This window comes from Microbacterium capsulatum, assembly GCF_030865425.1.
GTDB lineage: Bacteria > Actinomycetota > Actinomycetes > Actinomycetales > Microbacteriaceae > Microbacterium > Microbacterium capsulatum.
In genome coordinates this window covers 156,529-170,615 of record NZ_JAVFCB010000003.1, presented here as the reverse complement: position 1 = coordinate 170,615, position 14,087 = coordinate 156,529, and the positions used below count along the sequence as shown (strand labels likewise).

At 70.5% G+C, this 14,087-nt stretch carries 12 protein-coding genes; 11 read left to right on the top strand and 1 reads right to left on the bottom strand.

Features of this window, described 5'->3' with window-relative positions:
- Positions 1-2 precede the first annotated feature (2 nt).
- From RBR11_RS06195 to RBR11_RS06180, 4 genes are all read left to right on the top strand, one after another.
- Positions 3-980, top strand: a complete 978-nt coding sequence (locus RBR11_RS06195) for a LacI family DNA-binding transcriptional regulator (RefSeq protein WP_308488447.1) — start codon at positions 3-5, stop codon at positions 978-980.
- Positions 981-1,091: 111 nt separating this feature from the next.
- Complete coding sequence (locus tag RBR11_RS06190) at positions 1,092-2,600, top strand: FGGY-family carbohydrate kinase (RefSeq protein ID WP_308488446.1); 1,509 nt, start codon at positions 1,092-1,094, stop codon at positions 2,598-2,600.
- Positions 2,601-2,653: 53 nt separating this feature from the next.
- Entirely contained in the window at positions 2,654-4,285 is a 1,632-nt protein-coding gene (locus RBR11_RS06185) for a fucose isomerase (RefSeq protein ID WP_308488445.1), read from the top strand.
- A gap of 150 nt (positions 4,286-4,435) precedes the next feature.
- Positions 4,436-5,107 carry a GntR family transcriptional regulator gene (locus RBR11_RS06180; protein ID WP_308488444.1) on the top strand — a complete coding sequence of 224 codons (672 nt, stop codon included), beginning with the start codon at positions 4,436-4,438 and terminating at the stop codon, positions 5,105-5,107.
- A gap of 58 nt (positions 5,108-5,165) precedes the next feature.
- On the opposite strand, the gene RBR11_RS06175 is transcribed toward RBR11_RS06180, so the two are convergent.
- Complete coding sequence (locus RBR11_RS06175; protein WP_308488443.1) at positions 5,166-6,200, bottom strand: zinc-binding dehydrogenase; 1,035 nt, start codon at positions 6,198-6,200, stop codon at positions 5,166-5,168.
- Between the two features lie 130 nt (positions 6,201-6,330).
- Here RBR11_RS06175 and RBR11_RS06170 point away from each other — a divergent pair, with 130 nt between their 5' ends.
- The 7 genes from RBR11_RS06170 to RBR11_RS06140 all read left to right on the top strand — a co-directional run bounded on the left by RBR11_RS06170 (position 6,331) and on the right by RBR11_RS06140 (position 13,926).
- Positions 6,331-7,314, top strand: coding sequence for a phosphoglycerate dehydrogenase (locus RBR11_RS06170; RefSeq protein WP_308488442.1), 984 nt, complete (start codon positions 6,331-6,333; stop codon positions 7,312-7,314).
- A 37-nt stretch (positions 7,315-7,351) separates the two neighbouring features.
- The gene (locus RBR11_RS06165; RefSeq protein ID WP_308488441.1) at positions 7,352-8,677 is read left to right on the top strand and encodes an ABC transporter substrate-binding protein; all 1,326 of its coding nucleotides are present in this window, start codon (positions 7,352-7,354) and stop codon (positions 8,675-8,677) included.
- Between the two features lie 72 nt (positions 8,678-8,749).
- Positions 8,750-9,685, top strand: a complete 936-nt coding sequence (locus RBR11_RS06160; protein ID WP_308488440.1) for a carbohydrate ABC transporter permease — start codon at positions 8,750-8,752, stop codon at positions 9,683-9,685.
- Entirely contained in the window at positions 9,682-10,536 is an 855-nt protein-coding gene (locus RBR11_RS06155) for a carbohydrate ABC transporter permease (RefSeq protein ID WP_308488439.1), read from the top strand. The genes RBR11_RS06160 and RBR11_RS06155 overlap by 4 nt, the downstream gene beginning before the upstream one ends.
- Entirely contained in the window at positions 10,533-12,287 is a 1,755-nt protein-coding gene (locus RBR11_RS06150; protein WP_308488438.1) for a dihydroxyacetone kinase family protein, read from the top strand. Before RBR11_RS06155 ends, RBR11_RS06150 begins: the two co-directional genes overlap by 4 nt.
- The gene (locus tag RBR11_RS06145) at positions 12,284-13,012 is read left to right on the top strand and encodes an SDR family oxidoreductase (protein ID WP_308488437.1); all 729 of its coding nucleotides are present in this window, start codon (positions 12,284-12,286) and stop codon (positions 13,010-13,012) included. Before RBR11_RS06150 ends, RBR11_RS06145 begins: the two co-directional genes overlap by 4 nt.
- A 44-nt stretch (positions 13,013-13,056) precedes the next feature.
- Positions 13,057-13,926 (top strand): dihydrodipicolinate synthase family protein, encoded by an 870-nt coding sequence (locus RBR11_RS06140; RefSeq protein ID WP_308488436.1) that lies wholly within the window; start codon positions 13,057-13,059, stop codon positions 13,924-13,926.
- The last annotated feature ends 161 nt before the right edge of the window (positions 13,927-14,087 follow it).

The window sequence follows — 14,087 nt, the reverse complement described above, 5'->3', positions numbered from 1 at the left end:
GCATGGCGACCATCTACGACGTGGCGAAACTGGCCGGGGTGTCCCCGGCGACGGTGTCGCGTGTGTTCAACGGAGCCAGCGTCTCGGAGGAGAAGGCGGCCGCCGTGCGCCAGGCGGCAGCCGAGCTCAAATTCGTCCCGAACCGCACGGCCCGGTCACTGCGCCGGCAGAGTTCCGAGGTGATCGCGCTGGTGATCCCCGACATCGAGAACCCGTACTTCACCGAGATGGCCCGCGGCGTGGAGGATGTGGCCTCCGAGGCCGGCTACTCCGTCGTGCTGTGCAATTCCGACGCCCGGATCGACAAGGAGCAGGCCTACCTGCGCATCGCGATCCTCGAGCAGATGTCAGGGGTCATCCTCGCCGCATCCTCCGATCGCACCGATCTCGAGGACCTCCTCAGGGCGGGCCGGCCGGTGGTCGCCGTGGATCGCGGGACGAGTTATGACATCGACCGTGTGGTGATGGCGAATCGCGACGCCGGACGCGCCGCGACGCAGCAACTGATCGACGCCGGCTGCACGCGCATCGCGCACATCGCCGGCCCGGAGCACATCGAGACGGCGGCCGAGCGCGTCGGCGGCTGGCGCGACGCCCTGGAGGCGCACGGGATGCCGGTCCCTACCGAGCTGCTGCGCTTCTCGTCCTTCCGCGTGGACGGTGGCCGCGAGGCGATGGCGGAGCTGCTCGCCCTGCCTGAGCCCCCGGACGCGGTGGTCGCGGGCAACAACCTCCTGGGCGTCGGTGCGCTCCAGGTGCTCACCGAGCGGGGGTTGACCCCGCCCGCCGTCGGTGTCAGCGTGATCGGTTCCCTGCCGTTCACGACGTTGTCGCCGGATGTCGTGACCGTGGTGCGGCTGCCGGCGCGGGACATGGGGATCACCGCGGCGCGGATGCTGCTGGAGCGGATCGGCGGCGTCGACGAGCCCGCGCGCACGGTCACGCTGCAGGGTGAACTGCAGCCGGCCATCGCGCGCTGAGCTGCCCGGCCGGACCTCGGCCGGCTCTGCGCAATTGCGCATGAAATCGATTTCGCGTAACCTGATCGCCGACCGGCCGATCCGTGTGTGCGCGGTCTTCGATCGAGGAGGATGCCCGTGCGGTGCACCATCGGCGTCGATGTCGGCACGTCCAGCAGCAAGGGCGTGCTCGTCGACGAGAGCGGCTCGATCCTGGCCCAGGCGACGCGCGGCCACGAGGTGAGCCGCCCCCGCACCGGCTGGGTCGAGATGGACGGCGCGGTGTGGTGGGAGGAGTTCGTCTCGATCACGCGCGAACTCCTCGCCGAGGTTCCCGACGCCGAGGTGACCGGGGTCGGGGTGAGCGGCATGGGGCCGTGCGTCCTGCTCGGCGACGCCGACGGCACCCCGGTGCGCCCCGCGATCCTGTACGGCGTGGACACCCGCGCGGGCGCGCAGATCACTGCGATGACCGACGAGCTCGGAGTCCCGGAGCTCACCCGCGTAGGCGGATCCGTGCTCACCTCCCAGGCCGGCGGCCCCAAGATCGTCTGGATTCGCGAGGAGGATCCGGAGGCCTGGGCGCGCGCCCGGCGGCTGTTCATGCCCGCGTCGTTCCTCGCGCTCCGCCTCACCGGCGCGTACGTGCTCGACCACCAGTCCGCCAGCCAGGTCTCGCCGCTCTACGACATCGAGGCAGAGCGCTGGCATGCGCCGTGGTGGGAGCGCTTCGCGGCGCCCCTGGAGGCGCCCGCGCTGCAGTGGGCCGGCGACATCGCCGGCACGGTGACCGCGGCCGCTGCCGCGCAGACCGGCATCCCGGAGGGCGTGCCGGTGATCACCGGCACGATCGACGCCTGGACCGAGGCTGTCAGCGTCGGCGCGCACGGGGCGGGCGATCTCATGCTGATGTACGGCACGACGATGTTCCTGGTCGCGACGGTCGAGGAGACCCTGCGCACCCCGTCGATGTGGACGACCGCCGGTGCCTTCGCCGGCACCCGCAACCTCGCGGGCGGCCTGTCGACCTCCGGCGCGCTCACCGCCTGGCTCAAGGACGTCACCGGATCCGACTATCCGCAGCTGCTGGCCGAGGCGGAGACGTCCGGCCCCGGCGCGCGCGGGCTCCTGATGCTGCCGTACTTCGCGGGGGAGCGCACCCCGATCCAGGATCCGGACGCACGCGGCGTCATCGCAGGGCTCACGCTCGAGCACGGCCGCGGTGACCTGTACCGGGCGGCGCTGGAGGCCACCGCACTCGGCGTGCGGCACAACGTGGAGACCATGCGCCAGGCGGGGGCGGACATCCGCCGGATCGTCGCCGTCGGCGGCGGCACGCAGGGGCGGCTGTGGCTGCAGGTGGTGTCCGATGTCACCGGCCTGGTACAGGAGGTGCCCGCGATCACGATCGGCGCGAGCTACGGCGCCGCGTTCCTCGCCGCGGGCGCCGTCGCGGACACGCCTCCGGCCATCGCCGACTGGAACCCGGTCACCGACACGATCGCACCGGATCCGGCCCTGCGCGACACCTACGACGCGCTGTTCGACCGGTACCTGCGGCTGTACGCGGGCACCGCCGACGTCGCGCACGAGCTCGCGGCCGCGCAGAAGCACACCGCGCCGGACCTCGCCCAGCCCTGACCCGGTCCGCCGCTCGGCGGCCCCGGACCCCCTCACCACGACCGGAGGACCCCATGACCTACACGCTCCCCGCCCTGGCCGCGCGCCCCGCGTCGGCCCCCAAGACCGCCTATCTGATCGCCTCGGGCGACCTGCGCGAATCCGCGAACACCGCAGGCTGGCCCACCCAGGTCGAGCTCGAGGCGGCCGTCACCCGCGTGCTGAACGATCTCGGGTGGACGGTGATCCGGGCGAATGAGGTGGATCCGGCCACGGGCCACGGCTTCATCTCCAGCCAGCGCATGGGCATAGAGGTGTTCCAGAGCATCCCGGTCGATGCTCCGCTCATCGTCGCCGAGGCGGTCTGGCAGTACTCGCACCACGTGCTCGCGGGGCTGCGCACGCACCAGGGGCCGATCCTCACGGTCGCGAACTTCGCAGGCGATTGGCCGGGTCTCGTGGGCCTGCTCGGCCTGAACGCCGGACTGACCAAGATGGGCACGCCGTATGCGACGATCTGGTCGGTCGACTTCACAGACGAGTGGTTCACCGCCGGGATCCGCGAGTGGACCGAGACCGGCCGCATCACGCACGATGCCTCGCACGTGCGCCCCCTGCCCGAGCTGCCCGACTCTGCGGAGAAGCAGCTCGGTGAGGCGCTCGCCGCCCAGCTGCTCGCGGACAAAGCCATCATCGGCGTGTTCGACGAGGGCTGCATGGGCATGTACAACGCGATCTTCGACGACGAGCTGCTGAACCGGACCGGCATCTACAAGGAGCGCCTCTCGCAGTCCGCGCTCTACGCCGAGATGCTGAACGTCGCCGACGCCGAGGCCGACGCCGCTCACGACTGGCTGATCGAGCACGGTATGACGTTCGTCTACGGCTCCGACGCCGCCACCGAGCTCACTCGGGAGCAGGTGCAGTGGCAGCTGAAGATGTACATCGCCGCGCTCCGCATCGCCGACGACTTCGGCCTGGACGCGGTCGGCATCCAGTACCAGCAGGGGCTCAAGGACCTCGTGCCGGCGTCCGATCTCGCGGAGGGGATCCTGAACTCCACCGAGCGCCCGCCCGTGACGTCGCGCGACGGATCCCGGATCCTGCACGAGGGCCGGGCCTTCCCGCACTTCAACGAGGCCGACGAGGGCGTCGCGGTCGACGCGCTCGTGACCGACCGTGTCTGGCGGGCGATGGGCCTCGTACCCGACAACACCCTGCACGATGTGCGCTGGGGCGAGGAGTTCGACGGCGAGTTCGTCTGGGTGTACGAGATCTCCGGATCCGTGCCCGCCTCGCATCTCGGAGGCTGGCAGAATGCGGAGGGCTGGCGGCAGGGACATGTCTTCTTCCCCGCGGGCGGGTCGACGATCAACGGCGTCTCGAAGCCCGGTGAAGTGGTGCTCTCGCGCGTGTTCATCGCGGACGGAGTGCTGCAGGCCGACATCTTCCGCGGAACGGTCGTCGAGCTGCCGGCGGAGGAGACGCAGCGCCGCAAGGACGCCACGAACCCGGAGTGGCCGATCGCGCATGTCGTGCTGCACGGCCAGAGCCGCGACCAGTTCATGGCCCGGCACAAGGCCAATCATGCCCAGCTGGTCTACGCCCCGGACGCGGAGACGGCGGACAAGGCGCTCGTCGCCAAGGCCGCGATGCTGGACGGGATGGGGATCAGGGTCAACCTCGTGGGGGACGTGAACGTCTGATCGGATCCGGATGACAGGGGATCCCGTCGCGCTGGTCGTCATCGACTCGGCGGCGGGATCCTCCGTGTTTCGGGCGACTTGACGCGGAAGGGAGTTCTCGGCGTAGTCTGTGCAACAAAATTGTTAACTGTCAGACGAAACGGGGGCGCGGTGAACGCACGTCCGCTGGGCATGGGTGAGCAGATCGCCCACCGGCTGCGGGTCGAGATCCTCACCGGCGGCGTCGAGGACGGGACGCACCTCGCCGAGGACGCGCTCGCCGCGCGCTTCGACGTCAGTCGCGGTCCGGTCCGCGACGCCCTGCGCCAGCTGGAGACCGAGGGGCTCGTGGAGAACCGGCGCAAGCGCCTCTACACCCGGGTGCTCGGCCTGGAGGGCATCGAGGAGCTGTACGAGCTGCGCGAGGCCCTCGAATCGCTCGCGATCCGTCTGGCGATCGCACGAGCCAGCGCGAAGGACTGGGATCGGGTGCAGGAGATCGTCGACCGCATGCGCGCGGCCGGCGAGCTCGGGGATGTGGAGATGTTCGCGGACGCCGACATGCAGTTCCACACGGCCTTTTACACGCTCTCCCGCAACCGCCGTCTCATCGAGGCCTGGCGTCCTTATCAGCACACCTTCGAGATCCTTTTCGAGATGAGCGACACTCCGGACATCCCGGCGGCGACGGCCGACCACCAGGGCTTCCTCGAGATCATCCGCACCGGCGATGCCGATGCGGCCGTGCGGCGGCTGCACCTGCACCTCACACTCGCGAAGGGGCACATCCGTGACGTGCTCCGCAAGACGGCGGATCCGTCGGACGCGGTCGCCGAGGACTGACCGGGGCGAAGCAGCGTTCGGGCGGTCGCGGCGCAGCCTTCAGGCGTTCGCGTCGGGATCAGGCGAGTTCGCCGTCGGCGACCGCGACGACGACCTTTCCGACGATAGCGGCGTCGGCGACGGCGGCGAACGCGGCTGCGACGTGCCGTAGCGGCACTACGGTGCGGACGATCTCTGCGGCCTCCGGCATCGCCTCCAGCAGCGCGAGTGCCGCGTCCAGCTCGCCGGCGAAGCGGTGGGAACCGACGACGGACAGCTCCTTCGTCACGATGCCGGAAAGAGCGACGGGGCGGGGATCGCGCGGCAGCATCCCGAGCTGCACGATCGTGCCGCCCGCTCGTGCGGCGGCGACCGCGGCCTCCAGCGCGGCGGGCACCCCGCTGGCCTCGAGGGCGAGGTCCGCGGAGACGGCGACGGAGTCGCGCGACACGTCGACAGCGGCGTCCGCTCCCAGCTCCTGGGCGAGCGCGAGCGCGGCGGGGCGCACGTCGGACACGGTGATCCGGCCGGCCCCGGCGGCGCGGAGGGCCAGCAACCCGAGTAGGCCGATGGGACCGGCGCCGCAGATCAGCGCGTCCTTGCCGCGCACGTCGCCCGCTCGGGAGAGCGCGTGCAGCACGACCGCGGTGGGCTCGGCCAGCACCGCGGCCCGCAGTGGCAGCCTGTCGGGCAGGACCCGCAGCTGCTCGGTGCGCACCGACAGGTACTCCTGCAGTCCGCCGTCGGTGTGCGGGCTGGTGGAAGCCGAGCCGAGGAACGATGCTGGCTCGTCGCGCCAGCGGGCGGACACGGCGTCCTCGCCCGGACCCGGTGACGGCCACGCCGGATGCACGGCGACGCGCGTCCCGACGCGCAGCGACGCGGGGGTCGGATCCGCGTCCAGCTCGACAACCGTGCCTGTCACCTCGTGGCCGAGGATGAGGGGTGCGCGCACGACGAAATCGCCGTTGGCGCCCTTGGAGAAGTAGCTCAGGTCGGAGCCGCAGAGGCCGACCGCCTCGACGCGGATGAGGGCCTGCCCGGGGACGCGGAGCGGACGTGCCCTCGTGGTCAATTCGATGGCGCCGACCCCGGTGAGCGTGGCAGCGAGCATGTTTCCCCGATTCTCCGGATCCGGCTTGACGATGGCCACAGTCTGCCATATGTTGACTGTTAACAGTTTTACAGTTCGATCAAAGGTGACGAACGGGATGATCCCGGCCCACCTTCAGGAAGGCAGCAGGATGAGCGGGACATCGGAGCCGATCGGCGCTGGACGCACGGTGATCGTCGGAGCGGTGCGATACGCCGAGCTCTGCGGACGAGGGCGGCAGCTGCTCGTCGACAACGGCTTCACTCTCGTGGAGAACGAGACGACGGTGCCCTGGGCGGCCGACGAGTTGCAGGCGCTGATCGGCGCGGCGGACGCCGCGGTCGCCGGGGTCGAAGTCTTCGACGCCGACGCCCTCGCGCGCACGGAGTCGCTGCGCATCATCTCGCGCCTCGGCGTGGGCCTCGACAACGTCGACCTGCCGTTCGCCCGCAAGCGCGGCGTCGACGTCGTGAACGTGCCGGGCGGCAATGCGGCGGCGGTCGCCGAGCTCGTGATCGGGTTCGTGCAGTCGCTGTTGCGTCGGCTGCCGCAGATGGACGATGCGGCACGCACCGGGCGCTGGGACCGATACGTCGGCCGTGAGCTCGCAGGCAAGACCGTCGGACTGATCGGCTTCGGCGCGATCGCCCGCGTCCTGACGAAGCGTCTTTCGGGTTTCGACGTGACGGTCAAGGCGCACGACCCCTATGCCGACCCGACCGTCGCCGTCGAACTCGGCGTCGAGCTGGTCTCGCTGGAGGAGGCTGTGGCCGACGCCGACGTGGTCAGCGTGCACGTGCCGCACCTGCCCAGCACCCACCACCTCGTCGACGATGCTCTGATCGCCCGGATGCGCCGCGGCGTGATCCTGGTCAACACCAGCCGTGGCGGCCTGGTCGACGAGGCGGCGCTCGTGCGCGGCCTCGACTCCGGCCACGTGGGCGGCGCCGCCCTCGACGTGTTCGAGGTGGAGCCGGTCGATCCTGCGAACCCGCTGTTCGGGCGGGAGAACGTCGTCACCGCGCCGCACGCGGGGGCCGACACCCTCGAGGCGTACGACCGCATCGGCCTTGCCACCGCACAGGCCATCGTCGACGTCTTCTCCGGCCGCCGGCCGGTCAACATCGCCAACTGACCCACCCTCTGCATCAGCACCCTAGAAAGGAACAACGATGTTCAGCAGCACACGTGCCAAGCGCATCGCGCTCGCCGCCCCCATCGCCGGCGCGCTCGTCATCTCCCTCGCCGCCTGCGGCGGCGCCTCCGGGACCAGCGCCGGCTCGGACAAGGCCGGCGACGGCAAGAAGGTCACAGACCTGACCATCATCGCCGCCAACAGCCCCTGGACCGCGGGCTTGAAGACGCTCGCCGCCGATTACAAGAAGGAGACCGGCGTCACTGTCAACATCCAGGCCTACGGCAACGAGCAGCTCAACGACACTCTCAAAGTCAAGCTCAACGCCAAGTCCTCCGACTTCGACATCCTCGGATACCAGGTGCAGGACGTGATGCGCGAGTTCTCCCGCAACGGGTGGCTCGAGGACATGACCAAGGACGTGACCTCCGACTCGTCCTGGAACTGGAAGGACTTCCAGCCTGCGGCACGCGACGCCGTGCAGCTGGACGGCAAGGTCTACGGCGTGCCCGTGATGACCGAGCGTCAGATCGTGTACTACCGGACGGATCTGCTCAAGGCTGCGGGCCTCGAGGCGCCGAAGACGCTCGAAGAGCTCGAGGCGGACGTCGCCAAGCTGAACGATCCGGCGAACGGCGTCTACGGGATCGCGATGCGCGGCTCGCGCGTGCCGCTGGTCACGCAGCTGTCGTCGTTCCTGTACAGCTACGGCGCGGACTTCCAGGACAAGAAGGGCAAGGCCTCGCTCGACACCCCGCAGGCGATCAAGGCGATCCAGCTCTACGGTGACCTGCTGCACAAGTACGGCCCTCCCGGATCCACCAACATGGGCTGGGTCGAGGCGTCGGCGATCTTCGCGCAGGGCAAGGCGGCGTTCTACATCGACGCCGACAGCCAGGCCTACACGTTCCTGGACAAGCAGAAGTCCTCGGTCGTCGACACGGTGGGCTTCGCGCAGTTCCCCGCGGGACCTGCCGGCTCGAAGTTCTACAACATCGTGCCGCAGACCATCGGCATCAATGCGTTCTCGACCAAGAAGGCGGCGGCCTGGGACTTCATCAAGTGGGTCAGCAACGAGAAGAACTCGAAGTGGCTGCTCTCCAAGGCCACGGTGCCGGTCGCGCGCCAGTCGGCGTGGGATGACAGCACCGCCGCGGCGAGCTTCCCGGCGGGGATCGTGAAGATCATCCGGACCGTCTCCGATCACGGCGTCGGCCACGACCGTCCGCAGCTCGAGCAGGTTGCGGCCGCCCGTGACATCGTCGGCGGTCCGGTCGTGACCGCCATCGAGGGCGGCGACGTCAAGGCGGACGCGAAGTCCGCCAACAGCAAGTTCCAGGACCTGCTGAACTCCGAGAAGTAGAAGCCGGTCGGGCTCCTGCGCGGCGTCGTCCGCGCGGGAGCCCAACCGTCGAGGCACGCCGGGAGGGCGAAGATGTCGAGTACCGCGCTGAAGCGCACCGGGCGCGCCGCGCCCCGTCGCACACCCCTGGACTGGGTCGACGCGAAGCTGAAGTGGATCCTGATCGCGCCGTCGATCGTGTTCATCGGGGCGCTCATCGCGTTCCCGATCGGGTACACGATCTTCCTTTCGCTCACCAACGCACAGGGCGCGGTGACGCGTCCTTTCGCCTTCGTCGGGTTCGCGAACTATGCCCACTACCTCGGCGACCTCGAGCGGTTCTGGCCGGCCGTGTGGCGCACCGCCTACTTCACCGTGACCGCTCTGGTGATCGAGCTCGTGCTGGGGCTCGGCGTCGCGCTGCTGCTGCGCAAGACGTTCCGCGGCCAGGGTCTCGTGCGGGTCCTCATCCTGCTGCCGCTGGTCGCCACGCCCGTCGCGGTCGGCATGATGTGGCTGGTCATCTTCGAGCCCACGATCGGGTTCGCCAACGCGCTGATGAAGATGATGGGCCTGCCCGCTCAGGGTTGGCTGTCCGACAAGGGCACGGCGCTGAACACCCTGATCTTCATCGACGTGTGGCAGTGGACGCCGATGGTGATCCTCATCCTCCTCGCCGGCCTGTCCACGCTCCCGGAGGAGCCGGATGAGGCCGCCCGCGTGGACGGCGCCAACGCCTGGCAGCGCTTCGTGCACATCACCCTGCCGCAGCTGTCGCCCGTGATCGCCGCCGCGGCGATGCTCCGCGCGATCGACGCGCTGAAGACCTTCGACATCATCTACGCCACCAAGGGGCGCGGCGGCGGATCCAATCACGAGGCGGAGACGCTGAACATCCTCGCCTACGGCGACGCGTTCGAGTACTCCCGGTACGGCCGTGCCGCCGCTCTGCTGATGCTGTTCTTCCTCCTCATCATCCTCGTCCTGCTCGTCCTGGCGATCCTGCGCAAGAAGGCGGCGAAACTGTGAACACCTCTGCGAACACCCTTGCCCGTCGCCGGCGTCGCCCCGCGACGATCCTCGGCGGGTGGACACGCGCGATCGGGATCGTCCTGGTCGTGCTGGCCTTCCTCGCCCCTCTGGTCTGGATGCTGCTGGCGAGCTTCAAGACCACTCGGGACGTCATCGACCCGAGCAGGACCTTCTCATTCGCGCCGACGCTGGCGAACTTCACCACCGTGTTCGACACGCAGGCGTTCGGGCCGATCATCGTGAACAGCGTGATCGTCGGCGCCGGGGCCACGGCGTTCGCCCTCGTGATCGGCGTGCCCGCGGCATACGGGATCGCGCGCTACCGGGTGAAGAGCACCACCGCCTTCCTGCTCATGGCACGCGTCATCCCCGGGGTGAGCCTGCTGATCCCGTGGTACTTCCTGTTCGCGCAGCTGCAGCTCGTCGGCACGTACACGGTGCTGATCCTCACGCACATCTTCGTGACCATGCCCCTGGTGGTGGCGATCATGTCGAGCTTCTTCGAGGGCATCCCGGAGGAGCTCGAGGAGGCCGCGCAGATCGACGGCGCCAGCCGCATCGGCGCGTTCCTGCGGGTCGTGCTGCCGCTGTCGGTGCCGGGGATCGCGACGGCGACGATCCTGTCGTTCATCTTCAGCTGGAACAACTTCCTGTTCGCGCTCGTGCTCTCCGACCAGTACACCCGGACGCTTCCCGTCGCGATCGTCAACTTCACCAGTTACGCGGCCGTGGACTGGGGCGGGCTGATGGCCGCGGCCGTGGTCATCACGGTCCCCGTCATGATCATCGCCCTGCTCGCGCAGCGCTACGTCGTCAGCGGGCTCACCGCCGGCGCCACGAAGGGATGACCGCCTTGTCCACCAAGCTCATCAACGCGCCCGAGGACTTCGTCGACGAGGTCATCGACGGCATCCTTGGGGCGCACGGTGACGGTCTGCGGGCGGCCTCCGGCGACGCCAGGGCGATCGTCCGCACGGCGCTGCCGGCCGGCACGGTGGGGATCGTGACGGGTGGCGGATCCGGGCATCTCCCGCTCTTCCTCGGCTACGTCGGCACCGGACTCTGCTCAGGCGTCGCCGTCGGCAACGTGTTCTCCTCGCCGTCGCCGGAGCAGATCCACGCGGCGACGGTCGCCTCCGACACCGGAGCGGGAGTGCTCTACCTCTACGGGAACTACGGGGGCGACGTGTTCAACTTCGACCTCGCTGCCGACCTCGCGGCGCTCGACGGGATCCGCACCGCTACGGTGCTCGGGGCCGACGACGTGGCAAGCGCGCCGCGGGAGAAGGCGCGGTCGCGCCGCGGCGTCGCGGGGATCTTCTTCGCATACAAGATCGCCGGGGCCTCCGCCGCCCGTGGCGACGACCTGGACACGGTCGCCTCCCTCGCGCAGCGGGCCGCGGATCGCACCGGGACGATGGGCGTGGGGCTCGCCCCCACCGTGCTGCCCACGACCGGCAAGCCCTCGTTCGACCTTGCGGAGGGGCAGATGGAGATCGGCGTCGGCATCCACGGCGAGCCGGGCCGACGAACGGGCCCGATCGCGCCGGCCGACGCCGTCGCCGACGAACTCGTGCAGACGATCGTGGCAGACCTGGGGATCGAGCGCGGCGCCCGCGTCGCCGTGCTCGTGAACGGCCTCGGGGCGACCCCGCTCGAAGAGCTCTACCTGCTGAGCCGCCGCACCCGGCAGCTGCTGGACGAGCGCGAGGTGCGGATCCATCGCGCCTATGTCGGCGAGTTCGCGACGAGCCTGGAGATGGCGGGCGCGTCGATCAGCATCCTCGCGCTGGATGACGAGCTGGCCGCCCTGCTGGACGCACCGGCGGACTCGCCGTTCTTCGCGCAGGGCGGGGTCGCCCCCGAGGCGGTGACTGCGGCCGCTCCCGTCCACGAGACCGGGGATCCGCAGACCACGCCGTCCGCCGACTCCGCGGCCGACTCCGGAACAGCCGTCGCGACAGCGGAGGCGACCGCGGCCGGCGCCGCCCTGGCCGCGGCGATCACGGCTGTGGCGCCGCGCTGGGCGGCGCACGCCGACGAGCTCCGCGACCTGGACGCCGCGCTCGGCGACGGCGACCTCGGCATCACAGTGTCGTCGGGGGTGGCGGCGATCCTCGTCGCGCTGGACGGCGTGACGGCGACCGACATCGCCGACCCCGTGCTGCGGGCCGGTCGCGCCTTCGCGACGGCCAACCCCTCCACGTTCGCCGCACTCGTCGGCGGCGGCCTGCTCGCCGCCGGCGGCAGCCTGCAGGGCCACGGGCCTCTCGACCGCGCCGCGCTGGTCGCGGCGATGCGCGCACTCGCCGCAAGGATCGCCGAGCGCGGCAAGGCGCAGGCCGGCGACAAGACCGTGCTGGACGCCCTGCTGCCGTCGATCGACGCGCTCGCCGCAGCGGACGCCGATCCGCGCGCCGCGGTCGCCGCGATGCGCGCCGCGGCCTGGGCGGGCGTGCGCGGCACCACGGAGCTGGTGTCGCAGCGCGGCCGCGCCGCCTGGGTCGGCGAGCGCAGCGCCGGTCGGCCCGACCCCGGGGCGACGGCGTACGCCCGGCTGCTGGACGAGGTCGCCGCCTGGTTGGACGAGACGGCATGACCCGGGTCGCGTGGATCGTCGGCGGCGGGTCCGGCATCGGCCGTGGCGCGGCGGTCGCCCTGGCGTCGCCGGAGACCCTCCTCGTCGTCTCTGGGCGTCGAGCGGACGAGCTCGCGGGCACGGTCGACGCTGTCCGCGCCGCGGGCGGGGTGGCGCACGCGCTGCCGCTGGACGTGTCGGATCCGGACGCCGTGCGGCGCGCGGAGGAGCGGATCTGTGCGGAGCACGGTCCGGTACGGCTGCTCGTGTACAGCGCCGGCACCAACGTCCCCAACCGCTTCTGGGAGGACACCACCCCGGAGGACTTCGCGCGCGTCGTCGACGTCAACCTCACCGGAGCGATGCGGACCGTGCACGCCGTGCTCCCCGGCATGCGCGAGGCCGGCGACGGTCTCGTCGTGCTGGTGTCCTCCTGGGCGGGCTGGCGGTTCGCCCCGGGCGTCGGCGCGGGCTACTCCACGAGCAAGTCCGCCCTCGGCGCCCTCGCGGAGACGATCAACGCCCAGGAACGGCTGAACGGCGTGCGGGCGACGCACTTCTGCCCTGGCGAGGTGGCCACCGAGATCCTGGACACCCGCCCGCAGCCACCGAGCCCGGCGGAACGCGCCCTCATGCTCACGGCCGACGACATCGGAACCGCAATCCGCTGGATCGCCGACCTCCCCGCACGCATCTGCATGAACGAGATCGTGCTCACGCCGACGAGCAACACGTCGTATGCGTGACCTCTTCCATCCCTGAAACCCCATCGAACACCCCTGGAGCTCCCATGTCCCGTCGTGACATCATCACCGCCGTTCCCGTCGCCTTCGCCGCGGACGGCGCACTCGACCTGGAGGGATCGCGCGAGATCCTCCGTTTCGTCGCGCAGTCCGGCAACGAGGGCGCGTTCGTGCTCGGCACGACCGGCGAGTTCCCTGCGCTCTCCTACGAAGAGCGCGTCGCGCTGACCCGGGCGAGCGTCGAGGAGCTCGGCAGCAGCATGCGCGTGATCGTGCACGTCGGTGCGCCCAGCCTGTACGAGGTGCTGCGGCTCATCGCCTCGGTGCGCGAGGCCGGCGCCACCGAGATCGCCGTGATCACGCCCTACTACCTCGCGGCGAGCGACGAGGGCCTGTACGAGTTCTACCAGCAGGTCTCGGCGGCGTCCGAGGGCCTGGACGTCTACGTGTACGTGTTCCGCGCGCGCACCGGGAACTTCGTCTCCGCCGAGCTCATGGCCCGGCTCGCCCAGCTGCCGAACATCGTCGGCGCGAAGATCAGCGACGAGCCGCTGAGCCAGATCGCCGCATACCGTGCCGTCGTCGCGGACGAGTTCCTCCTCTACACCGGTAGTGACCGCGACCTCGCCACGGCGGCCGAGGTCGGTGCGCAGGGTGTGGTCTCGGGGATCTCCTCGGTGCTGCCCAAGCCGTTCCGCGCGCTGCGCGACGCGGCCGAGTCCGGGGACGCCAACCGCATCGCCGACGCGCAGGTGGGCGTGGACGCGGCCGTCGACGCGATCCGGGGGGACATGGCGCGCATGAAGGCCGCGTACGCGCTGCTCGGCGTGGCGGCGGGTACGGTGCGGATGGCGATCGACGCCCCCGACGCCGACGGGCTCGCCGAGGTCGAGAACGCGGTGCGCACGCTGAGCTGATCCGGGGATCCCTCGGTCGTCCCCATCACCTACTACGCCCCGGCATACCTGCTCGGCGATCCCACCCCTGCTCGGCGATCCCACCCCTGCTCGCTGGTCGCGACACGCCCTCATTCGGCCGGTGTGGCGACGATTCGCGACCAGCGAGCAGGGGTGCGGCA